We start from the raw sequence: 22,520 nt of genomic DNA on the forward strand, positions 1-22,520 counted from the left end.
GGAAAACCCCGTCAACGCCCACAAAGCAGGCACCATCACCGGCCTGACCGTCACCGCAGGCGACGCCATCACCCAAGGCACCGTCCTCGCAGAGATCAAATGACGTAGCGATGTCCGAGCTTCCGGAAATTCGGATCGGTACGGCCGATCGGGAGAAGGCCCTCGAGGCACTGAGTCTGCACTTCAGTGAGGGTCGGCTGACTGTGCCCGAATTCGACGAGCGCAGCGCCGTCGTTGCTTCGGCGACGACGCGTGGGGAGATCGACACGGTATTCGTCGATCTCCCCGCTGCTTCGACGTCGCACACACCCGCCCAGCTCGGGAAGTCTCCGGCACCGACCGAGGGCGGTGCCGGGATCGATTGGCGCGCAGTGGTGATGCCCCTGGTCATCTTCGGTTCACTGGCATCGTTCTTCCTCACCGACTTCGATCAGAAGTGGCTCTTCTTCCTTCTCATTCCATTGGCGGGTGCGCTGCTGTCGGCAGGTGGCCATTCCAAGGACGAGAAGAAGAAAAAGAAGAGGGATCGTTGAAGGCGCTTCTGTTCGATGTGTTCGGCACGGTGGTCGATTGGCGCACCAGCGTGGCCCGCGAGGTCGAATCCGTGTGTGGTCCCGACGTCGACAGTCATGCATTCGCCGACCGCTGGCGCAGCCTGTATCAACCGGCGATGGAACAGGTTCGATCGGGCAGTCGACCGTTCACCCGGCTCGATGTACTCCATCTCGAGTCGCTTCGAGTCGTACTGTCGGAGTTCGATATTCGGCTCGACGACAGTGATGTCGCATCCTTGAATCACGCGTGGCATCGATTGGATCCGTGGCCGGACTCGGTGCCAGGGCTCACGCGACTGCGTACCGATTTCATCATCGCCCCGCTCTCCAACGGCAACATCTCGTTGCTGTTGGACATGGCCAAGAATGCCGGACTGCCATGGGACGCGATCCTCGGCGCAGAACCGGTACAGACGTACAAGCCCATGCCCGACGCGTATCTCCGCACCGCGGACATTCTGGGTCTTCAGCCGAGCGAGTGCATGATGGTCGCCGCACACAACAGTGACCTCGCTGCCGCTGCCGACTGCGGCTTTGCAACGGCATTCATCGCCCGTCCGCTCGAACACGGACCGAGTCAGACCACCGACCTCGCCGCGGAATCCGACTGGACTCACAGCGCCGACTCGATCGATTCTCTCGCAACGCAATTGGGCTGCTGACGACAGTTATCGGGTCAGAGGAATCAGCTGGTGCGCAATCCACGCGTCCACGTCCCGATGCGAACGGAAGCGAACAATCGTCAGCTCCGGGCGGCACACACTCAGTCGCTGCACTCGCTCGGCAGTCGACCGGTACGTGTTCCATGCCCATCGAACGACGTGGTCGCGGTCGAAGAAGATGCGATGCAGTGACGGTTCGAAGTTGCCGTTCCACAGCTCGCGCCCACCGAGCCTGCGGCGTAGCGTCCGAAACATCACCTGCCGCATGACTGTCCGACGTGGCAAGTCGAGCCACAAGAGCAGATCCGCACGCGGCGATGTGGCAAGGCTGCGTCCGGTCCGGGAATCACGGAGACGACGGTAGCGAATCGTGGAAGCCGATCGGTCGTCGACTACGACGGACGATAGCCACGATCCCGACCATCAGGGGCAACTGCAGAAAGACGATGGCGTTGAGTGCGTCGTTCGGAAGAGGCAGACGGTCGAAGAACTGGGCCGTTCCGGTCACGATCAGCACCAGATAGGACAGTTGCATCGACAGCATGTGCCGCCGCACCCAACCCGTACGAGAGCGCCCGAACACGGGCTGGCACCAGCCGAACAGCACCAGCGCGGCTGTCAGGATCGACACAGCGTGGAACACGCTCCATCCGTCACCGATCTCGGTGACGAAGAAGGACGCCACGATCATCACCAGAATCGCTACGACGTACGTGCGTCCGCACGCCCGATGAAAAACGGTGCCTTTGCGGGCAAACAGAACCACTGCTCCGACCAGAACGGACAGCACTGCGGCCGACGTGTGGATCACCGTGATCGACATCGACAGCCACCTTTCGCCCGACCGACGCTACCGGTCGTCGGGTCCGACGGTGTTCCTTTTACGTGCTATCAGAAATGCCTGCGATGTCGACTCGTATCCCATCGGAGCACGATGCACGCGCACGTCCACCTCGAAGTCGGCCTCGACGAGCATGCCCGCGACCGCGTCGGGGTCGAGTCGGTACGCGTCGTACGAGACCGAGTGTCCATAAACATGTTCGAGTCGCACTCGCTCGTTGCCGGATTGAAACGCCAGTAGCAGAGGCCCGTTGGGCGTCAGCACTCGATGCAGTTCGGCGAACACCGCAGGCAGCTGCGTGGGAGGAGTGTGGATGATCGAGTACCAGGCGACGATCCCGGCAACGGAACCGTCCCCCGCGTCCAACGCCTCCATCGACCCGACACCGAATCGCAGGTGCGGATGTTCGCGCCGAGCAACCTCGATCATGTTGGGCGACAGATCCATCCCCGCTACGTCGAGGCCGAGGCGGTACAGCTGCTCGGTGATGCGGCCTGATCCACACCCCACCTCCAGCACCTGTCCGCTCGTAACCCGAGCTGCGAACGTAGCCAACAATCCGTGCTCGAGATGTCGGCCGTCGAGTTCGTCGCGAACGATGTCTGCGTAGCTCTCGGCAACGGTGTCGTAGGCGGCTCTCGTCATCGAAACATGCTGTTGCTCGGCCACAGTGGCTACGGTACCGGCTCACCCGGCATCGGCAAGTACGAGTGCGTCAGCATCTCGAAGAAGTGCCCGGTCGGGTCGCGGAAATACCCTCCGCGGCCTCCGTGGTCGGTGTTGACGGTGCCGGGTTCGGTCATCCGAGGGTCGGCCCAGTGCTCGACGCCCTGGTCGACAAGCCTGGCGTAGGCCGCGTCGAACAAATCGTCGCTGACCCGAAAGGCATAGTGCTGAAACTGAATATCGTCGAAGGGAGGCTCGGCGAATTGAACGAGCGTGCCGTCGGTGAGTTGCACGTTGACGAACGGCCCCCACGACGGTGCCTCCGGCAGAGCGAACAGCGTGCGAAAGAACGCCGCAGAGTCGGAACTGTTCTTCGCAACGATGATGGTGTGATCGAACGAAATGGACATGCGCTGCCTCCTGGGCAGTACGACGCCTCCATGTCTGACGCAGTCCGTCATCGACACGCGACGCTGCCGCCGATTCTCGCACGGACCCCGAATCCGAGTCAACCGGTGAATTCACGACCGCAGTTCGGTCATCTTCGATGACAACACTGCCGAGGAAAGGACCCCAGCATGGTCGGTCGACTTCTGTTCGTTCACGGTGCCGGCGGATTCGTCGACGACGCGGAGCTGGCACACGGGCTGGCCAGGGCTCTGCGTCTCGACGTTCGGATGCCGGAGCTGTCCGACACCGCCATGGGTTTCGAGGACTGGGCCGAACCGGTTCGGCAACACCTGGACCGGCTCGGACCGGACGATTCGGTGGTGGCGCATTCCTTCGGCGCATCGATCCTCGTCAGGGTCCTGGCAGAACATCGACGCCGATGGCCCCTGCAGGCCACTCTGCTGGCGATGCCGGACTGGACTCCGTGTGGGTGGGACGTTGCCGACTACGCGTTCACCGACCCGGAACCCGAGACCGACCTGACACTCGTCCACTGCCGGGACGACGACGTGGTTCCCATTTCTCACCTCGCGCTGAACTCGACGGCTCTCCCGTCGGCGACAGTGATCGAGTTCCCGACCGGTGGTCACCAGTTCGACGGCATGATCGACGCCGTTGCCGCCCGAATTCTCGGACCGGCCGCTCACCGATAGTCGTGGTCGATTCCCGTTGCCCATTGCGAACATTCGACGGCAATCACGTCGTCTCTTCCCCGCAGGAAGTCCCGGGCACCGGCGTCTCCCGACGCCGATGCCACGGCTGCGTCGACGTGTCGACGCGCCAGAACGACCGGATGCCCGGGACGGCCGTCGAACACGGCCCTGGCAAGACCTGTTTCCCCCGCTGCGGCGAGTACTGCCTGCACCACCTCGGGTCCCACGTCCGGCGTATCGACCACGTGCACCACCGCGTAGTCCGCGTCCGACGCCGCCGACAGCCCGGTGATGAAGGAGACGCTCATGCCCTGGTGCCAGTCGGGTGTGTGCACCGCGATCACGCCGTCGGGCACGGGCGCATCCGCCGCGCCCAGCACCACGAACACGCGATCACAGCCGCCGTCGCGCAATGCCTGCACCGCCGTCCTCAGCCACAGCCCGTCGTGGGCGAGCACTTTGGGCGATCCGTATCGCGTTCCGGCACCGGCGGCGAGTAGCACTCCGACGGCAAGGTCCGACACGGTCGCTCCTTTCACAGGTGGGTGCAGTCTTGGATGTTCGCACAACGTCCACGTCGAGTACGACCCGAAGTTTGTGCTCGCTCGACTAGCGAGGATAGGCGTGATGGCTGATTCTTAGTGCACTTCTCCTGCAGCGTCGCAGGAATCCTGCCCTGTTGCTTCCGCGAGGTGCCCACCCATGTCCGTCAAGCCCACCACACGCAAACTTGTCCATCCTGTCGACGAAGTGCTCCCCGTTCCGAAACTTGCCGCCTACGGGTTTCAACATGTCGTCGCGTTCTACGCAGGCGCGGTCTTGGTGCCGATCATCATCGGCAGCGCGATCGGACTGACCAACGAGCAGTTGATTCACCTGATCAACGCGGATCTGTTCACCTGCGGCATCGCGTCGATCATTCAATCGGTCGGATTCTGGAAGATCGGTGTCCGTCTGCCGCTCCTGCAGGGCGTGACGTTCGCCGGTGTCTCTCCGGTGATCGCGATCGCGATGGCGAACGGCGGCGGCACCGAGGGGTTGCTGTACGTCTACGGCGCTGTCATAGTCGCCGGGCTCGTCACGTTCTTCATGGCACCGTACTTCAGTAGGCTGCTGCGCTTCTTCCCACCGGTGGTGACCGGCACCGTCATCACGATCATCGGTGTGGCGTTGCTCCCGGTGGCCGTCAACGATGCGGTGACCAATCCTGCTACTCACGAACAGGATCCGACCAACGGACGGTGGATGGCGTACGCGATCGGCACGCTGCTGATCATCGTGCTGATCCAACGATTCTTCAAGGGCTTCATGGCCACCATCGCCGTGCTTCTGGGCCTGGTGATCGGCAGCGCCGTCGCATTCGCGTTGGGAGACATGAACTTCGACGGCACCTCCGACGCGTCCTGGATCGGCTTCACGCAGCCCTTCCTGTTCGGTGTGCCCAAATTCAGTGTCATCGCCATCATTTCGATGATCGTCGTCATGCTGATCATCGCCGTGGAAACCACCGGCAGTGTGTACGCGACGGGTGAGATCGTCGGCAAGCGCATCAAGAAGGACGACATCGCAGCAACCCTGCGCGCGGACGGAGTGGCCACCGTCATCGGCGGTACGTTCAACTCGTTCCCGTACACGGCCTTCTCCGAGAACGTCGGCCTGGTGCGCCTGACCGGTGTGCGCAGCCGTTGGGTGGTGGCCACGGCAGGCGGCATCATGATTCTCCTGGGCCTGCTACCCAAGACGGCAGCCGTCGTGGCATCCATTCCGCCGCCGGTGCTCGGCGGAGCCGCGCTCGCCCTGTTCGCGACCGTCGCCGTGGTCGGAATCCAGACCCTGTCGAAGGTGGACTTCACCGATCACCGCAACCTGATCATCGTCGCCACGAGCCTCGGTCTCGCGATGCTCGTGACCATTCAACCGACGGTCTCCGAGGGTGTGCCCGCCTGGCTCGAAATGTTGTTCGGCAGTGGCATCGTTCTCGGCGCGGTCTCGGCAATCGTGCTCAACGTCTTGTTCTTCCACATCGGCAATCGTGGGCAGGCCGTCGCCGGTGGTCCGGGTAAGGGCATCACCCTCGACAAGGTCAACGAGATGTCCTCCGAGGACTTCGCTGCCACGTTCGGGGGCTTGGTGCAGGGCACGCCGTGGGTGGTCGAACGCGCCTACCAGCAGCGGCCTTTCGCCGATGCGCACGGTCTGCGCGAGGCGTTCCAGGAGGCACTGTTGGCCGGCACCACCGAGGAACAGATCGAGCTGATCAACAGCTACCCCGATCTCGGTAGCGAGGACGCCACCGGCACCCTCAACGCAGCGGACCACGTCGGCCTGTCCAACCTGGAGGAGGACGAGCACGACAACATCGTCCAACTCGCCGCCGAATACCGCGAGCACTTCGGCTTCCCGCTGGTGATCTGTGCACGGGAGACGGAGCGTTACGATCGAGTCCTGGCCAACGGGTGGTCGCGCGTCGAGAACGCACCGTCGGCGGAGCGGTCGTTCGCGATGATCGAGATTGCCAAGATCGCGAACTACCGATTCGACGATCTCGTGGCCGATGCCAACCCGATCGCCGCCGCGCGGTTCGGGCGCATCAACGACTTCAGATAGCGAGCGAGATGTGCTGCACGAATGGATAGGGCTCGACGGGTTCAATCGACTCAGTGATCGGCAGGCGATGCATGCACTCTACGAGTGCTGCGCATCGTCGATCTGGGCCCGTCGAGTGGCCCAGGGTCGCCCCTTCGACAGTCGAGACCTGCTGTTGGACAGAGCAGATCGAGTGCTCGCCGAGCTACCCGAGGCGGAGATCGACCACGCGCTCGACGGCCATCCACGGATCGGAGGTAAGGCCGACAACCCGTCTTCGAAACGTGAGCAGGCTGCGGTGACGACTGCGGGTACCGAGGTACGCGAGAAGTTGGCGGCGGGAAACCGTGCGTACGAGGAGAAGTTCGGGCACGTCTACCTGGTGTGCGCCACCGGCAGATCCGCGGAGGACCTGCTCGCTATCCTCGAGGAGAGGCTCGACAACGATGCCGAAACCGAAAGACGGGTGCTCCGCGTGGAACTGGCCAAGATCAATCGAATTCGCCTCGGCCGCATGCTGGGTCCGGAGCAGTGACCGGGCTGTCGACGCACGTACTCGACGCCACCTCGGGAACACCCGCGGTGGGAATGCGGGTGCGGCTGTTCCACCCCGAGAAGGGCGAGATCTCCACCGCCACCACGGACGGGGACGGACGCATCGGGGAAGTCGTACCGGGGCCGATCGATCCGGGCATATACCGACTCTCCTTCGACACCGGCGACTATTTCGAGGCGACGAAGACACCGAGCTTCTACCCCGAGGTGTCGATCTCGTTCACCGTCACCGATCCCGATGCTCACTATCACGTCCCATTGCTGTTGTCCCCCTTCGCTTATTCGACCTATCGCGGGAGCTGACATGACCGACCTGACCGGAAAGATCGTCCTCGGATCCAATCAGTACGGCAAGGCGGAGAACCGCGTGGTGCGGATCTATCGGGACTCGCCCCGGCACGAGATCCATGACATCAACGTGTCGAGCGCTCTGCGTGGCGATTTCTCTCCCGCGCATCTGGTGGGCGATCAGTCCAATGTGCTTCCCACCGACACCCAGAAGCAGACCGCCTACGCGTACGCCAAGACCAAGGGCCTACTGCACCTGGAGAGTTACGGCCTCGATCTGGCTCGTCACTACGTCGACGACGTGGAGCCCGTCGACGGTGCCCGCATCGAACTCGAGGAATACGCCTGGGCTCGGGCGGTGATCGACGGCGTCGAGCACGATCACACGTGGACACGCAAGGGTGAGGAGATCCGTACGTCGGCGGTGACCGTCGAGGGCAAGGGCGACGCGCAGCAGACGTGGGTGATCAGCGGCTTCAAGGAGATGGTGATCCTCAAGTCCACGGGCTCGGAGTTCCACGGATTCCTCGAGGACGACCTGACGATTCTCGAGCCCACGACCGACCGGGTGATGGCGACATCGCTGACAGCGCAGTGGCGGTACACCACCACCGACGTCGAGTGGGACGCCGTCTATGCGGGCGTGAAGGCGGCCATGATCGAGCGGTTCGCCAATCTACAGTCGCTGGCCCTCCAGCAGACCCTCTACGCCATGGGCGAGGCGGTGCTGGAGAAGTATCCGTTCATCGCCGAGATCACCATGTCCGCACCGAACAAGCATCACTTCGTCTACGACCTGGGCAAGTTCGGCATCGAGAACAATCTCGAGGTGTTCAACGCGGACGATCGGCCGTACGGTCTGATTCAGGCAACCGTCGAACGCGAGGATGCCCCGGACGCTGGAAGTGCTTGGCGGACATACTCTGTCGTCGGATAGTGCGCTGAGCTCACGTGTGCAGTGTCGCAGTCCACTCCACCAACGGTGCGAGAACTCGCCAGGCATCGCGCACCTTCGTCGCGGCCTTGGGTGTCTCGAGCCACGCGGGTGAGCCGAAATGCTTGCCCGCGGTGAGTGACTTGTGGCGCAAGAGGTCGATGCGCGGGTGGTCGAGCTCGTATCCCCGCGGCTTGGTCTTGAGCTTGTCGCCGCCGATCTCGTATCCGGCCTTGGTCAACGTCGCCAAAATCCGCTCGAGTTCGGCTCCGCGGACGTCGTCGTCGACGGTGCGGCGGTAGCGGGCAACGCCGTCGGTCGAGGAGTTGTAGAAGCCGCCTGCGACGAACAATCCGGCGGGGTCGATCTGGACGTAGTAGCCCAGGCTGTCGCCGCGAGCGACGAATCCGCCCTGATGGGTCTTGTACGGGGTTTTGTCCTTCGAGAAGCGAACGTCACGGTACGGGCGGAAGACCTTGGCAGTACCGAACTCCGGTTCGAGTGTCGCGAGCAACGCGGTCATCGGTCCCTTGACCGAATTATCGTAGACATCCTTGTGCTCGCTCCACCAGAGCTTGCTGTTGTCGGCTTCGAGGTCCTCGTAGAAGTCCAGGGCCGCGAAGGGTATTCCGGTGAAGCCAGTCATCGTTCGATCCTATGCGGCCCCGGTGGCCGACGAACGCGGGATGGATTGAAGCGCGAGGTAGACATCGAGCCGGTCCGAGGTGGAACTCAGATCGCGGCCCAGCAATTCCTCGACGCGCTTGATTCGGTACCGCACGGTGTTGAGGTGGACGTGCAACGTCTCGGCTGTGCGATTCCACGATCCACCGGTGGCCAGGAACTCGCGGAGGGTGTCGGTGAGTCCGGCATCGGTGCGCCGGTCGTAGTCGAGCAACGGAGCGAGAACGTGTTCGACGAAGGACCGACGCACGTCGTCCGGCAGAGCCGAGAGCATCGACACAGCCGATGTCAGCTGGGCCCCCGCGGTGACGGTCACCGGGCTGGACCCTTGCCTGCTGACTTCGAGTGCGTGACGGGCCGATCGCAGCGCGCCGTCGATGGTGATCCCGGTCGCTTCGGAACTGACCCCCGCCAGCAGCCGGCTGTGCCCGATGCCGGAACCCAAGCGAGTCAATCGGGTTCGCAGTGTCTGTGTGAAGTTCGGATCGTCGGTGTTCACGACAGCGACGATGTCCCCGTGCGTGCTGCACCCGACACAACCCCCACCGAAGGAGGTCAGTGTGTCGCTGAGAACCGTTCGCAGCATCTCGCGCAGGTCGATCCGTCCGCTGTGGACGACCCTGACGACGACCAGCGAGCGGTCCGGGTCGACTCCTGCCTGGCGCAGCCGCGTCAGGGCTTCGGGTCTGGTGCTGTCGGCTTCGATCAACGCCACTGCCTGGTCGGCGATTTCGCGTCGGACCAGCCGTCCCTCCTCGCGTCGAGCACGATCGAGCGCGGCGATGGCGGCGAGCTGGCCGAACGCATCGGCGATGGCGGGTGGGAACGTCGCCATGTCTCCGGCGACCGCGAGAAACCATCGCGTGGTCCGCTGCACGAGCGACGGCCCGATGCCGAAGATACTGTACACGCCGCCGTCACTGAGAGTGGTTGTCGTGGGCAGTCTTTCGGAGGACAGCGCAGCGTGGGTCAGCGTGTCCACGTCGGCGTCGGAGAACGCCGAGACCTCGGCCACGAGCCGACGTCCGGTCGCCGTGAAGATCAGACACGCCATCCCGGTTTCCCTCGAGGTGTGCAGCGCCAACTCGTCGAGGGCTCTGCCGTCCGCGATCGCGGTGAGCAGCTGGCGTTGCCGGACGAGCGAGGTGTTCAGCGAGGCGATGCGATCTCCGGTGACACGGCCGACGAGAAACTCGGTCACCTCACCGAACGAGACGGTGTCGGGTACCGCGAGCAGGGGTAGTCCGTGCCGCTCGCATGCGTCGACCAGGTCCGGTGGAATGTGACCGAGCAGCCCTTCACCGGCGGCCAGTGCCGAGGCCCCTGATTCGGTGACGGCCCGGACGAACACCTCGCTGTCTGCGGCCGTCCGATGCCACACGAGGCCGGTGATCACCAGTTCGCCACCCGCGATGTAGCGCGACGGGTCCGGCAGGTCGGTCGTGTACGTCCATCGCAGCGTGCGACCCAGGGCGTCCGGATCGGAGGTGAGCAATCGAATGCCGAGCTGCGTGGCGTCGAGCAAGTCCTTGACCTGCACTGTGCTGTTCCTCCCCCGGCCCCGGCCCTCGCTGAGCGTGCTCGAAACAGCTGAGCTCGTAGGAAGAAACAGTATGTGTGGGTTGTTTCCTCCGAGTTTCGGGCGTATCGCCGGACGACCGAAGATCGGTAACAGATACTCACTACAGTTCCAGATGACACATCGGGTGGTCGATCTGCCGGCGTGGTGGATCTGCCGGCGAGAACGAGGTGAACGAAGGCCATGGATCTCGGCACTGTCGACGACATTCTGCTTCCCGGCTCCCGCGCGGACCTTCCGCCCGGACGCGCGGACACCGCGGTCCTTGCCGGCGGTACCTGGCTGTTCTCGGAGAAGCAGGACCACTTGGCCACCCTCGTCGATGTCACTGCCCTGGGCTGGGAGCCGTTGACCGTCACCGAGACCGGGCTCGAGATCGCTGCGACCTGCACCATCGAGACTTTGGCGAACTACGCCTCTCCGTGGCCGGCCACCGCATTGTTTCCCCGCTGCGCAGCAGCGTTGTTGGCCTCGTTCAAGATCTGGAAGACCGCCACCGTCGGCGGCAACATCGCGCTGGCCCTGCCTGCCGGAGCGATGATCTCGTTGACCGCCGCCCTCGACGGTGTCGGGCAGGTGTGGTCGGGTGATGGGCCCGATCACGACTACCGCATCGCGATCGCTGATCTGGTCACGGGCCCGCACGCCAACGCACTTCGATCGGGAGACGTGCTGCGCAGCATCGATATTCCACTGCACGCGCTCCGGTCCAGAACGGCGATGCGCAAGCTCGCACTGTCACCGCTCGGGCGATCGGCCGCCGTGGTGATCGGGCGAGTCGACGACGGCGGCGAATTCGTTCTGACCGTCAGCGCGTCGACCGTCCGTCCGTTCGTTCTGCGCTTCCCGAGCCTGCCGACGGCGGGCGAACTCGACGACGCGCTCGCCGCCACCATCGGTCCCCAGCACTGGTACGACGACCCCCACGGGGCTCCGGACTGGCGCCGTCACATCAGTTGCACTGCAGCGCAGCAGATTCGCGAGGAGTTGTCATGATCGTAGACATCAACGGTGTACCGACCGATGTCACTCCGCGGCCCGGTCAGTGCCTGCGCACCATGCTCCGTGAACACGACCACTTCGAGGTGAAGAAAGGATGCGACGCGGGCGACTGCGGCGCATGCTCGGTGCTCGTCGACGGCGAACCGGTGCACTCGTGCATCTTTCCCGCGTTCCGTGCCGCCAACCGGTCCGTCACCACCGTCGCGGGGCTCGGTACACCGGACGACCTCCATCCGATGCAGAGGCGATTCGTCGACGCGGCCGGTTTCCAGTGCGGGTTCTGCACTGCCGGAATGGTCGTCACCGCCTCGACGCTGACCGAGGAAGATCTGGACGAGCTTCCCGAACGGCTGAAGGGAAACCTGTGTCGCTGCACCGGGTATCGCGCCGTGTCCGACGCCGTCTGCGGGGTGGTCAACACCGAGAAGTCCGTCGACGGCCCGGCGTGTGGACGATCCCTCGCGGCACCCGCCAGCACGCGCATCGTCACCGGAACCGAGCCCTACACACTCGACCACACCCCTCCCGGGTTGCTGCACGCAAGTGTTCTCGGAAGTCCACACGCGCATGCCCGGATCGTCTCCGTCGATACCACCGCAGCGGAGCAGGTACCGGGGGTGCACCTGATCCTGACTGCGAAAGACAGCCCGTCGACCGCCTTCTCGACGGCCCGCCACGACCGCCGCGTCGACGATCCGGACGACACCCATGTTCTCGACACCGTCGTGCGCTTCATCGGCCAGCGAGTGGCGATCGTGGTCGCAGAATCGGTTGCAGCGGCCGAGGAGGGGTGTCGCGCTCTTGTCGTCGAGTACGACGTGCTGCCCGCAGTGTTCGATCCGGAATCCTCGCTCGCACCGGATGCGCCGAAGATCCACGGCGACAAGGACGCCACGGCTCGGATCGCGGATCCGTCTCGCAATCTGGTGGCCGAGCTGCACGGCAGTACCGGGGACGTCGACGCTGCCGTTCGCAGCGCAGCGGCGGTGGTCACCGGCCGCTGGACCACTCAACGGATTCAGCACGTACACCTGGAAACCCACGGCACCATCGGCTGGTTGGACGAGACCGGAAAACTGAATCTACGCACCAGCACTCAGGTTCCGTTTCTGGTCCGCGACGAGATCTGCGAGATCTTCGGTTTGGCACGCGACCGCGTCCGCGTGTTCACTGCGCGCGTCGGCGGCGGCTTCGGCGGCAAGCAGGAGTTGCTCACCGAAGACGTGGTGGCGCTGGCGGTACTGCGTACCGGTCGACCGGTGCAGTTCGAGTTCACGCGCACGGACGAGTTCACCGTGTCGCCGTGCCGCCATCCGTTCCGCGTCGACGTCACGGCCGCCGCGAGCGCCGACGGTACGCTGACCGCCCTGTCGATCGACGTTCTCACCGACGCCGGTGCCTACGGGAACCACAGTGCCGGCGTGATGTTCCACGGTTGCGGCGAATCGGTGGCGATCTACCGGTGCGCCAACAAACGAGTCGACGCAAAAACCGTGTACACCAACAACATTCCGTCCGGAGCGTTCCGGGGCTACGGATTGGGACAGGTGATGTTCGCGATCGAATCGGCGATGGACGATCTGGCGCGAAAGATCGACGTCGATCCGTTCGAGTTCCGCAGACGCAACGTGATCGTCCCCGGCGACGACATCGTGGCCGCCCATCACGAAGGAGACGACCTGCAGTTCGGCAGCTACGGCCTCGATCAGTGCATCGACCTGGCCGAAGCCGCTCTGCGGCGGGGCAACGGCGAGCACGCCCCGGCGGGCTGGAAGGTCGGCGAAGGAATGGCGGTGGCCATGATCGCGACCATTCCGCCGCGTGGTCACCGAGCCGAGACCTCGGTCGCACTGTTGCCCGAGGGTCGGTACGAGATACGAGTCGGGACTGCGGAATTCGGCAACGGAACCACCACTGTCCACACTCAGATCGCGGCGAGTGAACTCGGCACGTCCGTCGACCGCATCGAAGTCGATCAATCCGATACCGACTCGGTCACGTACGACACGGGTGCCTTCGGATCGGCGGGCACCGTGGTGGCAGGCAAGGCCCTGTATGCGGCGGTTCGCGCGATGTCGGCTCGCATCTTGGATCTGGCCGCCACCGCGACCGGACACCGAAATTCGGACTGCACACTCGGACCGGAGGGCGTGCGCTGCGGAGATCGCTTCGTCACCCTCGACGACATTCTGGCGATGGCGGGAGGCTCCCTCGTCACCGAGGGCAACAGTGGCGGGCTGCCGCGTTCGCTGGCGTTCAACGTGCACGCGTTCCGGGTGGCGGTCCAGGAGGACACCGGGACCGTGAAAATACTGCAGTCGGTACAGAGCGCCGACGCCGGAACCGTGATGAACCCGCAGCAGTGCCGTGGGCAGGTCGAGGGCGGCGTCGCCCAGGCGATCGGAAGCGCGCTGTACGAGCAGATCCGCACCGACGGTGCCGGTCTCGTCACCACCGATTCGATTCGTAGCTACCACGTTCCGCAGCTCGCGGACATACCTCGCACCGAAGTTCTGTTCGCCGACACCTATGACCGTCTGGGCCCGTTCGGTGCGAAGTCGATGAGCGAGTCTCCGTACAATCCCGTGGCACCGGCCCTGGCCAACGCGATTCGTGACGCCGTCGGCGCTCGACTGTACGACCTACCCATGTCGTCGGACCGGGTGTGGCGGGCGGTCAGCGGTCGTAGAACGTCTGCAGAATGATCGTGCTGCGCGTCTGCACGTTGGCGGTGGCGCGGATCTCCTGCAGCAAGCGCTCGAGCGCCCTCGGCGACTCGACCCGCACGAGTAGAACGTAGCTCTCCTCACCGGCAACCGAGTGGCACGACTCGATGGCCGACAGATGCTTCAACCTGGCGGGGGCATCGTCCGGTTGCGCCGGATCGATCGGAGTGATGGCCACGAACGCCGACAGCGGCCTGCCGAGGGCCTCCGGGTCGACCTGCGCCGTGTACCCACGGATGACACGTCGGGACTCCAGCCGCCGAACTCTGGATTGAACGGCCGAGACGGACAGGGAAGCTTTCTCCGCCAACGTCGCCAAAGTGGCGCGGCCATCGGAGACAAGCTCGTCGATGATCAAGCGATCGACGCGATCGAGATTTTCACTCACCTGCGCAATGTAGCCCAGATCCGAGACGAATCAGCGCCCACATCAGTTTCTGCTGGTCGAATCGGTGCTTGTGCCTCTTTCTGCTCGACCGGCAGAGATCACACGAAGAGCGGCGGTAGGGCGAGAACCATGACCGCCGACCAACTGACGTGCGTGAGGATCGGTGCCAGTATTCCGCCGGACGCGCGCCGCTGCAGGCCCATCACGTATCCCAGAAGCACTGCGGCGAAGCCGAGCATCGGGTTGCCCGACGCGAGGGTGGCTATCGCGTAGACGACCGTCGAGATGATCACCGGATGCTTGACGCCGATGGCCGAGTACAGCGCTCCTCGGAAGAAGATCTCCTCCGCCACGCCGTTGAGCAGCGCGATGAACACGATGAGCACCAGCGAACCCACCCGGGCGTGAGCCAATACGTTCTCGGTGAAATCGGCGAGCGGCGGAATCTGCCGCACCACGAGACCGCCGAGCATGAACACCCCGCCGACGGCGAGACCGATCAGGATGGGCGTGACGATCGGTCGCCTGATCGATCCCCCGACCTGAATGCGTCCGAGATGCAGTGGGCCCGACAGGAATCCACCGACCGTCCACACTGCCGCCAATACCAGGGTCAGTGCGTAGAACGCCGGATCACCCGGCTCGACCTTGAGCGAGAAGTAGAGCACGGTGGCACCGATCACCAGTGTGATCAGCACGATGATCCGCCGCTTGCGGAACGCCGCGTCGGACTCCTTGTGATCGCGCTCGACCGGGTCGACCAGAGCGGACTTCATCACGTTGAGCGCGGTCGTGGACCACGTTCCCATCACGCCTCCTCGGTATCGGTCAGTCGGCGTACGGCCGACCTCGCGCGTCGATTCACGTCGGCCATCACGTCGAGATTGGTACGCACCGCTGCCGCAACGGGCTTCGAGTACAGCAACCGTCGCCCACCGAGAGCTTCGATCAACCCCCAGGTGCGGTCCGAGGACGCCGCGACACCCCGACGCCTGATCCCCAGAGCGTCACCGCCGCTCCACGCCGCATCGGTGCTCGCGAGCCGAAGCGGATCCTTCAGCGCACACACACCGGGAGGGTCACCGACCATTCCCCGCACACTACGGGCCATGGCGTCGGCAATCGTGGTCAGACCTCGGGGAGGGTCGGGAACGAGCTCACGAATCCGGCTCTCCGACGTCGTCATCGTGTTGTGCAGCGACCCGACGAGATCCTCGGCGAGTCCGGCGGGAACCGGAATGATCTTTCCGATGACCTTGCCTGCGAGCGAGGTCGGCACCAGCGGCACCGGAACGCCGATGCGCTGGAGACCTGCAGCTTCGACGTACGCGAACACCAGATCTCGATACGGCACCACATCCGGCCCACCGATGTCGTAGGAACCCGCGGGAACTGCCTCGGCGTCGGCGGATGCCACCAGGTAGTGCAGCACGTCGTCGACGGCGATGGGCTGCACGGGCTCGGCGAGCCAACTGGGCAGCGGAAGCACCGGCAAGCGGTCGGCGAGGTAGCGCAACATCTCGTACGACGTCGAACCTGCACCCAGAACGATGGCCGCTCTGAGCCAGACCAGCTCGACACCGTCCACCGTCAGAGCCTCGCCGACGTCCGCCCGGCTGGCGAGGTGCTCCGACAGCTGGTCGTCGTCGGGTACGAAACCGCCGAGGTAGACGATTCGGCGTACTCCCGCCCGCGCGGCCGCTGCGGCGAACTGCTCGGCGGAACGTCGGTCCTGCGCGCGGTAATCGGACTCGCCGATCGCGTGCACGAGGTAATAGGCCACATCGATGTCGCCGGATTCCGCGAACGCGGCAGCGCAGGACCGGTCGTCGGTCACATCGAGCGATACTGCGGTGACGGAGTCGAAGAAGTCGAAGGTCCGCAGGTTGTCCGGCGTTCGGGAGCCGACCACGACCTCGGCCTCGTCGGCCAACAGAGCTGCCACCAACCGCGACCCGATGTACCCGCTGGCACCGGTGACGAGAGCTCTCATGCTTCGAGGCTAACGGCACTCGAGGCGTTGTGTCGGTGTGGCATTGTCGCTCCTATGGCTCTGGTCTTGGCAGGTGTGGTTCTCCCCGATCCCCTCGGTACCGAAACGGTGCTCCGACGAGGAGTCGCGGTCGCTCGGGCCGGTGCGGGCTGGATGCTCACCACGACCGCTTTCGCGCTTACCCTGCCCGGCCGAATCGAAGCACTGTTGACGCGTATTGAGATGTTGATGACACGCATCGATCACGTGATCGACTCCGCCGACGCCGTGGTCGCCAGCGTGCAGCGGACAACCGGTGCCGCGGACGAGGTGGTCGCGTCGGCGTCGGTCGCCTCGCACACCGCGCTGGAGCTGATCGAGTTGTTCGATCCCATCGCCAAGAAATCCGAACCCATGGCGCGAAAGTTCGTCGACAACCTCTCCGAGGAGGAAGTCGACGCCGCGATCGCCATGGTCGATCAACTGCCCGGGCTCCTCGATCACATGGAAGCGTTGCTTCCCATTCTCGCCACGCTCGACACGGTGTCCCCCGAGATTCACGAGCTCCTCGGAGTCACCAAGGACGTTCGACGCGCGGTCATCGGCATTCCAGGGTTCAAGTTCTTCCGCAATCGCGGCGAGGACAAGCTCAACGACGAGTTGCGAGACGAAGAGCGGTAGTCCCTACTTCACGAATGCGAACTCGTCTCCGGCGTGGAAGCGGGCCAGGGTCTCCGAGATGGACCGCCGTGACGGCGGATGAAATGCGAAGGCGTGCAATGCCGCTGCGACGTACGCGATTTCGGGAGACTTGATGAAGCCGATTCCGCCGAGCGATTCGATCGCAGCCGAACTGCTCCGCACCAGAGCGTCGCGAATTGCGATGCGGTTGAACAACAACCTCACCGAGATGTCCTGTCCGCGTTCGCCTTCGTCGAAGGCGCGAGCCACGTTCTCGATGGCCGCCATCGATGTCTCGAGTTCGGCCGCTGCGCGAACGTAGCCCTCGTGGTCGCCCTTGTCCTGCTCGATCATGCGTTCCAGCAGTGATGTCGCTGCACCGATGTAGTTCGCCGAGATCAACATGCCGAACCAGAGGTAACCGGTCATCTCGTGCACGCCATCGGGATCGTCGTCCTTGTTGGGTAGGACCAGGCTCGCGGGCACTTCGACGTCGTCGAGCACGACTTCCTCGCTCTGCGCGCCGGCCAGGATGTCGGTGGTCCAGAACGGCTTCACGCTGATACCGGGAAGGCTTGCCGGAATCAGAGCGACGGCGCGATCGCCGGAGTCGATCTCGACACTGCAGGTCAGCAGATCCATCGAACGAGCCAGGCTGCAGGGCTTCTTGCTTCCGTTGACTATGTAGTTGTCACCCTTCTTCACGGCTGTCATCGTCGGAATGAACACACTGCCACCGGTGACGCCCTCGGAGAATCCGGACGCGACGATCGCCTTCTGCTCGACCAATCCCTTGATCAACGCGCGGTCGTCCTCGGTGGCACCGCGAGCGAACTCCGTCAGTGAGGCCAGCGAGAGATGGTGCATCGTGGTTCCCGCGCCCAGCGAGGGCGAGCGAGACCCGATGGCCCTCTGTGCCCGGACCGCGTCGATGGCCGGAGCGCCGAGACCGCCCAGTTCGGCCGGGACCACCAAACCGGTGCCGCCGAATTCGCGAAATTTGTCGACAGCGTTGGAATCGCGCGCTTCCAATTGTGCAAGCGGTGCCTCGTCCAGATATGCCAACAAACCCGGAATGTACTTTTCGAGAGTTTCTCTTTCGCGCACCATCAGGCCGGTCATAGCTAATCTCCTGTGTCATCGATTGTTACGGTTGTGCCATAGTTTGATCGCGACATAACGGTCACGGATACAAATTGGCGGATGAAGAAATGCAGAAGTCGAATTCGCGCTGATCGTCGACGATACCCCTCGACCTGCGGATACAAACACCCTTTTTCTGAGAATCGCCTGAGCCGAAAAGATACTTCGATCACTTTTCGAGGAATTTTCCTGACAGCGCTTCCTGATTTGTTCGACCGAAACATTCGATGATTATTCTTCGCCCGTAAACCCATCGCGTTTGTCGACCGCGCCGAATGACTGATGAATTCGCGACAGATTGAAGACAAAACCAAATCCGACTCTGTGAGGAGTTCTGGTCGATAATGGCTGTCAACAGATTGATGAAAAGACTCGGCGGTGACGAGCGTGTGGACTTGCTGCGCGCCGTTCGGGAAGCAGACGTGGCTCCGTACTTTCGCAGGATGGAGTCCGCCGTGGCGCCGGTCGTCCGAGTCGAGGGCAAAGACAAGCTCATGCTCGGCTCGAACAATTACCTCGGGATCGCAGACCACCCCAAGGTCGTCGAGGGAGCTCAGCATGCGTTGGACACCTTCGGAAGCGCGGTGACCGGTAGCCGGCTGCTCAACGGAACGATGGATCTGCATCTCGAGCTGGAGAACGAAATTGCCCAGTGGCACGGAACCGACGACGCGCTGGTCTTCACCACCGGATATCAGACCAACCTCGGAACCATCAGTGCGATCGTCGGACCCGGCGACACCATCATCGTCGACTCGGCGGCACATGCATCCATTCGCGACGGCAGCACTCTCTCCGGCGCTTCGGTGGTCAAGTTCAAGCACAACGACATGGTCGATCTCGAAGCCAAACTTCAACAGCCCGTCGTCGACGACGGAGCCGTGCTGGTCATCGTCGACGGCCTCTATTCCATGGAGGGCGACCTTGCACCGCTCGATGTGGTGTCCGAGCTGTGTATCCGCTATCACTCGGCACTGATGGTCGACGAAGCACACAGCCTCGGCATCTACGGGCCGGAACTCACCGGAGCCGCCGAACTCTTCGGCATCACCAAGGACGTCGACGTCACGATGGCATCGCTGTCGAAGAGCCCCAGCTCCACCGGCGGGTTCGTCACTGGTTCGAGCGATTTGATCGACACCCTCCGAGTCAAGGCCCGCGCCTTCCTGTTCACGACCTCCGGCGTGCCTGCTGCAGTGGGTGCCGCGTTGGCATCCGTCCGTCTGATCCGAAGCGACGAGGGTAAGGATCGAGCTCGGCGCGTACTCGACAATGCCGAGATCCTTCGCGGCGGATTGCAATCGGCTGGGCTCGACGTGGCAGGCCGCTCCGCCACCCCGCACGGAGATACCGCCTCCCCCATCGTCTCTCTCCACGTCGGCGACGATCTCGTAGCCATGAATCTGTGGAAGAACCTGTACGACCGTGGCATCTTCACCAGCGCCGCACTGCATCCCGCCGTGCCGAAGTCCGGTGCGATTCTTCGCCTGTGCGCGATGGCCACCCACACCGAACAGCAGCTGGCGACCGCCACGGAGCAGATCATCGAGGCCGTGGCAGGGCTGCCCGAATGAGTGAGCACACTCGTGGCCTGCGCATTGCGGTCACCGGGGCAACGAGCGATTTCGCGGCCGCGATACTGCCGCGGTTGTTCGATGATCCCGAGGTGGATTCGGTAGTCGGTATCTCTCGTCGCCCAGCTCGACTCGAACACCCCAAGTTCGCCTCGCTCCGGTCCGATATCAGGTCACCGGACCTCGAGGACATCTTCACCGGTTGCGACGTCGTCATGCATCTCGCGTTCGTGGTCGAGGAGCTCAAAGACAAGGCCGAGACTCACGACATCAACCTCCGCGGCTCACGCAACGTCATCGATTCGGCATATCGAGCGGGCGTGGCGCGAGTGGTGATCGCGTCGAGCATCAACGCATACGGTGCCGACATCGCTCCCGAGCCGCTCACCGAGAACAGTTATCCCGCAGGCGATCCCAACCGCTACTACTTCTACGACAAGGCCGAGGTGGAGCACTACGCGGAGTGGTGGCTCCGTAGGCACCCCGGCGAGATGACCATCTCCATGTTGCGGTGCACGTACATCATCGGACCCGACTTCGCCAACGACGGAATCGACCAGTTCACCGGGCCGATCGGTGCATTCCCGGAGGCGGATCGGGCGTCGTACCAATTCCTGTACCAGGACGACATGGCCGACGCCTTCCACCGCGCGGTCAAGACCGACCTGATCGGCCCGTACAACCTGGGTCCGGTGGACTGGGTCGGTGTTCGCGAACTCGCTGCGATGCAGGGCCAGTTGATGTTCGACGTACCGCAGAAGGCCGCAACCCGCGTCGCGAACGTCGCGTTCAGACTCGGCTTGACACCCTTCTCCGGGCAGTGGGTCACACCAGGGGAACCCATCGTCGATTCCTCTGCTCTCGGCCGAGCCACCGGCTGGGCACCGACGCTCACGGCACACGAGAGCGCGGCGGTGATGATTCTGCTGCAAGGCAAGTCGCTCGTGCGACGCGGCGACGCCCTGGCTCGCGGCATCGCCTGCGAGGCGGCGCTGCGCCCGGCATCGGAGGCCGTTGCGCTGAGCCGCGAGGATGTCGCAGCACTGCGGGTCGAACATCGGCAGCTCGACACCGGCCACGGAAGCGTGCACGTGGAGATCCATCGAGCATCCGTCGGATCCGGACAGTCGGTGGTACTCGTCGCCGACGCCGGTAGGCATGCGCGCTATCTCACGTCGTTGGCCTCGGACATCGCCGCCGGGGGCGCACACACTGTGGTGCTCGATCTACCCGGGCACGGCTTGAGCACCGGTCCGCGCGGGCGATCGTCGGCAGCGCAGACCACCGAGGCCGTGGATGCAGCACTACGATTCGCTCGAATCGAACTCGATACCGCGCCGATCGCTGTACGTAGCGGAACCCGTCATGCGGCGGACACTCTGGTCGGCGGCATTCTCAGGCGGGCCACCGGCTGGAAGACGATGGAAGAACCGACCCGGCCCGACGCGCTGCTGCCGTCGAAGATCCGGGTCGACGGAACAGCCGGCATTCGGTTCGTGTCGACGGCCGCCGATGCGTTGGCCCAGTGCACAGCGACGACGGGGCTCAGCGTCGCCGGGTGAATGTCCGACGGACGCGCGTCCACCACGACGCTCCCGCTGTATCGAGTCCTGCAGTCGGGGGTTCGGCCGACTGGGAGCGATGCTCGCGCTCGAGTCGGTCCACCTCGGCTCGGTTGGTTCGCCAGCTCTCCATCCAGGTCTCGACGTCGACCGGTGCCAGCGGCACGACCGGAGGCGTCGGGAACCGGATCCAGTCGACGATGCGAGCGTTCAACTCGTCCAACACGTCTCGCGCCGAATCCTCACGCCGAATGCCGATCAGTGTCGACGGCAACCGCTCGATCTCCTTGCGCAACTGCAATGCGGTGGGCAGCAACGCATCGGCGGGCAGGTTCTCCCGTTTCAGGTAGCCGCGCACCCACCACAGCTCGTCGCCGGGATCGCCGACCGGAATCGGCTTACCGGTGCCCTCGAGCCCCTCGAACGCACCGTTGTCCTGCGCCTCACGAATCTGCTTGTCCACCCAGGACTCGAACGTGACTCCTGGTTTCTTGCGTTCGGTCACCCCGTCGACTGTAGATCCGGAGCCGGGCTCCGCGCCACGTCTTCCGCACCGGAGCGTTCACCATCGGACGCCGAGCGCGGGATTCTGCCGGTTCTGCTCGATCGTGAACGGTCGGGTGCGGCCGGCGAACACGACGAAGCCCCGACCCGATAGCGGGCCGGGGCTGGTGTCACACAGCGGTGCTGGTCAGCCGTACTCGGCGACCAGGCGATCGAATTCTTCGCGGTCGATGACCTGGGGCTCGTTGATGGCCAGAGCCTGCGCGTACTTGCTCGCCAGGTGATAGTCGCGACCGAGTGGTCCGTGCTCGGCATCGTCCTCGTCCGATTGGATGCTCGCACCCGGCGGCACCTCGTTCTGCAGGCCGTTGGTCTTGCTGCCGAGCAGAGCGTCGAGTTTCGCGGAAATCTTCTGCATGGTCTCTAGGTCGTCGGTCATGGAAGCGGTGTACCCGAAACGCTCGAATCGACACCGCCGCGCGATCGGGGAACTGCGTGAGGATTATCTGTCGGCGC

General features: G+C 64.0%; 25 protein-coding genes. 13 read left to right on the forward strand and 12 right to left on the reverse strand.

Features of this window, described 5'->3' with window-relative positions:
- The 3 genes from CH295_RS27410 to CH295_RS00075 form a co-directional block, all read left to right on the forward strand.
- Positions 1-103: biotin/lipoyl-containing protein (locus CH295_RS27410; protein ID WP_141215328.1), on the forward strand; the 103-nt coding region annotated here is incomplete at its 5' end.
- Positions 104-110: 7 nt separating this feature from the next.
- Positions 111-533 carry a DUF1707 SHOCT-like domain-containing protein gene (locus tag CH295_RS00070; protein WP_094739429.1) on the forward strand — a complete coding sequence of 141 codons (423 nt, stop codon included), beginning with the start codon at positions 111-113 and terminating at the stop codon, positions 531-533.
- Positions 530-1,216 carry a haloacid dehalogenase type II gene (locus tag CH295_RS00075; protein ID WP_094739430.1) on the forward strand — a complete coding sequence of 229 codons (687 nt, stop codon included), beginning with the start codon at positions 530-532 and terminating at the stop codon, positions 1,214-1,216. Before CH295_RS00070 ends, CH295_RS00075 begins: the two co-directional genes overlap by 4 nt.
- Before the next feature lie 346 nt (positions 1,217-1,562).
- On the opposite strand, the gene CH295_RS00085 is transcribed toward CH295_RS00075, so the two are convergent.
- Genes CH295_RS00085 through CH295_RS00095 form a run of 3 tightly spaced genes read right to left on the reverse strand, consistent with a single transcriptional unit; the run spans position 1,563 to position 3,133 of the window.
- Positions 1,563-2,039: a DUF2306 domain-containing protein gene (locus CH295_RS00085; protein ID WP_094739431.1), complete on the reverse strand. Its 477-nt coding sequence runs from the start codon at positions 2,037-2,039 to the stop codon at positions 1,563-1,565.
- 27 nt (positions 2,040-2,066) lie between these two features.
- Positions 2,067-2,702: a class I SAM-dependent DNA methyltransferase gene (locus CH295_RS00090; RefSeq protein WP_094739586.1), complete on the reverse strand. Its 636-nt coding sequence runs from the start codon at positions 2,700-2,702 to the stop codon at positions 2,067-2,069.
- Between the two features lie 29 nt (positions 2,703-2,731).
- The gene (locus CH295_RS00095; RefSeq protein ID WP_094739432.1) at positions 2,732-3,133 is read right to left on the reverse strand and encodes a VOC family protein; all 402 of its coding nucleotides are present in this window, start codon (positions 3,131-3,133) and stop codon (positions 2,732-2,734) included.
- A gap of 168 nt (positions 3,134-3,301) precedes the next feature.
- On the opposite strand from CH295_RS00095, the gene CH295_RS00100 reads away from it, so the two are divergent.
- Entirely contained in the window at positions 3,302-3,826 is a 525-nt protein-coding gene (locus tag CH295_RS00100; RefSeq protein ID WP_094739433.1) for an alpha/beta fold hydrolase, read from the forward strand.
- On the opposite strand, the gene CH295_RS00105 is transcribed toward CH295_RS00100, so the two are convergent.
- Positions 3,817-4,350, reverse strand: coding sequence for a nucleotidyltransferase family protein (locus tag CH295_RS00105; protein ID WP_094739587.1), 534 nt, complete (start codon positions 4,348-4,350; stop codon positions 3,817-3,819). The genes CH295_RS00100 and CH295_RS00105 overlap by 10 nt on opposite strands.
- A gap of 178 nt (positions 4,351-4,528) precedes the next feature.
- Between CH295_RS00105 and uraD (CH295_RS00110) the strand changes: the two genes are divergently transcribed.
- From uraD (CH295_RS00110) to pucL, 4 genes are read left to right on the forward strand one after another with little or no spacing between them, the layout of a single operon-like run.
- Entirely contained in the window at positions 4,529-6,433 is a 1,905-nt protein-coding gene (gene uraD / locus CH295_RS00110; RefSeq protein ID WP_094739434.1) for a 2-oxo-4-hydroxy-4-carboxy-5-ureidoimidazoline decarboxylase, read from the forward strand.
- A 10-nt stretch (positions 6,434-6,443) separates the two neighbouring features.
- Positions 6,444-6,947 (forward strand): 2-oxo-4-hydroxy-4-carboxy-5-ureidoimidazoline decarboxylase, encoded by a 504-nt coding sequence (gene uraD / locus CH295_RS00115; protein WP_037188083.1) that lies wholly within the window; start codon positions 6,444-6,446, stop codon positions 6,945-6,947.
- On the forward strand, positions 6,944-7,270 hold the full coding sequence (gene uraH / locus CH295_RS00120; protein ID WP_094739435.1) for a hydroxyisourate hydrolase: 327 nt from the start codon (positions 6,944-6,946) through the stop codon (positions 7,268-7,270). The genes uraD (CH295_RS00115) and uraH overlap by 4 nt, the downstream gene beginning before the upstream one ends.
- A 1-nt stretch (position 7,271) precedes the next feature.
- Positions 7,272-8,192, forward strand: a complete 921-nt coding sequence (gene pucL / locus CH295_RS00125) for a factor-independent urate hydroxylase (RefSeq protein WP_037188086.1) — start codon at positions 7,272-7,274, stop codon at positions 8,190-8,192.
- Between the two features lie 10 nt (positions 8,193-8,202).
- Here the strand turns inward: pucL and CH295_RS00130 are convergent, their stop codons facing one another.
- Positions 8,203-8,835, reverse strand: a complete 633-nt coding sequence (locus tag CH295_RS00130) for a DUF2461 domain-containing protein (RefSeq protein WP_094739436.1) — start codon at positions 8,833-8,835, stop codon at positions 8,203-8,205.
- A 9-nt stretch (positions 8,836-8,844) separates the two neighbouring features.
- Positions 8,845-10,413, reverse strand: a complete 1,569-nt coding sequence (locus tag CH295_RS00135) for a PucR family transcriptional regulator (protein ID WP_094739437.1) — start codon at positions 10,411-10,413, stop codon at positions 8,845-8,847.
- A 222-nt stretch (positions 10,414-10,635) separates the two neighbouring features.
- Here CH295_RS00135 and CH295_RS00140 point away from each other — a divergent pair, with 222 nt between their 5' ends.
- Together CH295_RS00140 and CH295_RS00145 are read left to right on the forward strand one after the other, a co-directional pair.
- Entirely contained in the window at positions 10,636-11,448 is an 813-nt protein-coding gene (locus CH295_RS00140; protein WP_094633767.1) for an FAD binding domain-containing protein, read from the forward strand.
- A complete protein-coding gene (locus tag CH295_RS00145) occupies positions 11,445-14,159 on the forward strand; it encodes a molybdopterin-dependent oxidoreductase (protein WP_094739438.1) in 2,715 nt (904 codons plus the stop codon). Before CH295_RS00140 ends, CH295_RS00145 begins: the two co-directional genes overlap by 4 nt.
- Here CH295_RS00145 and CH295_RS00150 read toward each other — a convergent pair.
- The 3 genes from CH295_RS00150 to CH295_RS00160 form a co-directional block, all read right to left on the reverse strand.
- Positions 14,131-14,568, reverse strand: a complete 438-nt coding sequence (locus tag CH295_RS00150) for an Lrp/AsnC family transcriptional regulator (protein ID WP_032376860.1) — start codon at positions 14,566-14,568, stop codon at positions 14,131-14,133. The genes CH295_RS00145 and CH295_RS00150 overlap by 29 nt on opposite strands.
- A gap of 98 nt (positions 14,569-14,666) precedes the next feature.
- Positions 14,667-15,377, reverse strand: a complete 711-nt coding sequence (locus CH295_RS00155) for a CPBP family intramembrane glutamic endopeptidase (protein WP_037188095.1) — start codon at positions 15,375-15,377, stop codon at positions 14,667-14,669.
- On the reverse strand, positions 15,377-16,561 hold the full coding sequence (locus tag CH295_RS00160) for an NAD(P)H-binding protein (RefSeq protein WP_094633765.1): 1,185 nt from the start codon (positions 16,559-16,561) through the stop codon (positions 15,377-15,379). The genes CH295_RS00155 and CH295_RS00160 overlap by 1 nt, the downstream gene beginning before the upstream one ends.
- A gap of 54 nt (positions 16,562-16,615) precedes the next feature.
- On the opposite strand from CH295_RS00160, the gene CH295_RS00165 reads away from it, so the two are divergent.
- The gene (locus tag CH295_RS00165) at positions 16,616-17,221 is read left to right on the forward strand and encodes a hypothetical protein (RefSeq protein WP_037188097.1); all 606 of its coding nucleotides are present in this window, start codon (positions 16,616-16,618) and stop codon (positions 17,219-17,221) included.
- Positions 17,222-17,224: 3 nt separating this feature from the next.
- Here the strand turns inward: CH295_RS00165 and CH295_RS00170 are convergent, their stop codons facing one another.
- The gene (locus CH295_RS00170; protein WP_037188101.1) at positions 17,225-18,343 is read right to left on the reverse strand and encodes an acyl-CoA dehydrogenase family protein; all 1,119 of its coding nucleotides are present in this window, start codon (positions 18,341-18,343) and stop codon (positions 17,225-17,227) included.
- 365 nt (positions 18,344-18,708) lie between these two features.
- Between CH295_RS00170 and CH295_RS00175 the strand changes: the two genes are divergently transcribed.
- On the forward strand, positions 18,709-19,938 hold the full coding sequence (locus CH295_RS00175; RefSeq protein ID WP_094739439.1) for an aminotransferase class I/II-fold pyridoxal phosphate-dependent enzyme: 1,230 nt from the start codon (positions 18,709-18,711) through the stop codon (positions 19,936-19,938).
- A complete protein-coding gene (locus CH295_RS00180; RefSeq protein ID WP_094739440.1) occupies positions 19,935-21,500 on the forward strand; it encodes an NAD-dependent epimerase/dehydratase family protein in 1,566 nt (521 codons plus the stop codon). Before CH295_RS00175 ends, CH295_RS00180 begins: the two co-directional genes overlap by 4 nt.
- Here the strand turns inward: CH295_RS00180 and CH295_RS00185 are convergent.
- Both CH295_RS00185 and CH295_RS00190 read right to left on the reverse strand, forming a co-directional pair.
- On the reverse strand, positions 21,484-22,005 hold the full coding sequence (locus CH295_RS00185; RefSeq protein WP_037188109.1) for a DnaJ family domain-containing protein: 522 nt from the start codon (positions 22,003-22,005) through the stop codon (positions 21,484-21,486). The two genes, CH295_RS00180 and CH295_RS00185, sit on opposite strands and share 17 nt — an antisense overlap.
- Before the next feature lie 186 nt (positions 22,006-22,191).
- Positions 22,192-22,443 (reverse strand): hypothetical protein, encoded by a 252-nt coding sequence (locus tag CH295_RS00190; RefSeq protein WP_037188110.1) that lies wholly within the window; start codon positions 22,441-22,443, stop codon positions 22,192-22,194.
- Positions 22,444-22,520: the final 77 nt, after the last annotated feature.

Origin of the sequence: Rhodococcus sp. 14-2483-1-2, from assembly GCF_002259405.1 — a bacterium.
Lineage (GTDB): Bacteria > Actinomycetota > Actinomycetes > Mycobacteriales > Mycobacteriaceae > Rhodococcoides.

Excerpts from the sequence above, each read along its gene's own strand:
- CH295_RS00070 (WP_094739429.1), top strand. The coding sequence starts at position 111 with ATGTCCGAGCTTCCGGAAATTCGGATCGGTACGGCCGATCGGGAGAAG.
- CH295_RS00085 (WP_094739431.1), bottom strand. The coding sequence starts at position 2,039 with ATGTCGATCACGGTGATCCACACGTCGGCCGCAGTGCTGTCCGTTCTG.
- CH295_RS00090 (WP_094739586.1), bottom strand. The coding sequence starts at position 2,702 with ATGACGAGAGCCGCCTACGACACCGTTGCCGAGAGCTACGCAGACATC.
- CH295_RS00095 (WP_094739432.1), bottom strand. The coding sequence starts at position 3,133 with ATGTCCATTTCGTTCGATCACACCATCATCGTTGCGAAGAACAGTTCC.
- CH295_RS00100 (WP_094739433.1), top strand. The coding sequence starts at position 3,302 with ATGGTCGGTCGACTTCTGTTCGTTCACGGTGCCGGCGGATTCGTCGAC.
- uraD (WP_094739434.1), top strand. The coding sequence starts at position 4,529 with ATGTCCGTCAAGCCCACCACACGCAAACTTGTCCATCCTGTCGACGAA.
- pucL (WP_037188086.1), top strand. The coding sequence starts at position 7,272 with ATGACCGACCTGACCGGAAAGATCGTCCTCGGATCCAATCAGTACGGC.
- CH295_RS00130 (WP_094739436.1), bottom strand. The coding sequence starts at position 8,835 with ATGACTGGCTTCACCGGAATACCCTTCGCGGCCCTGGACTTCTACGAG.
- CH295_RS00140 (WP_094633767.1), top strand. The coding sequence starts at position 10,636 with ATGGATCTCGGCACTGTCGACGACATTCTGCTTCCCGGCTCCCGCGCG.
- CH295_RS00145 (WP_094739438.1), top strand. The coding sequence starts at position 11,445 with ATGATCGTAGACATCAACGGTGTACCGACCGATGTCACTCCGCGGCCC.
- CH295_RS00155 (WP_037188095.1), bottom strand. The coding sequence starts at position 15,377 with ATGGGAACGTGGTCCACGACCGCGCTCAACGTGATGAAGTCCGCTCTG.
- CH295_RS00160 (WP_094633765.1), bottom strand. The coding sequence starts at position 16,561 with ATGAGAGCTCTCGTCACCGGTGCCAGCGGGTACATCGGGTCGCGGTTG.
- CH295_RS00165 (WP_037188097.1), top strand. The coding sequence starts at position 16,616 with ATGGCTCTGGTCTTGGCAGGTGTGGTTCTCCCCGATCCCCTCGGTACC.
- CH295_RS00170 (WP_037188101.1), bottom strand. The coding sequence starts at position 18,343 with ATGACCGGCCTGATGGTGCGCGAAAGAGAAACTCTCGAAAAGTACATT.
- CH295_RS00175 (WP_094739439.1), top strand. The coding sequence starts at position 18,709 with ATGGCTGTCAACAGATTGATGAAAAGACTCGGCGGTGACGAGCGTGTG.
- CH295_RS00180 (WP_094739440.1), top strand. The coding sequence starts at position 19,935 with ATGAGTGAGCACACTCGTGGCCTGCGCATTGCGGTCACCGGGGCAACG.
- CH295_RS00190 (WP_037188110.1), bottom strand. The coding sequence starts at position 22,443 with ATGACCGACGACCTAGAGACCATGCAGAAGATTTCCGCGAAACTCGAC.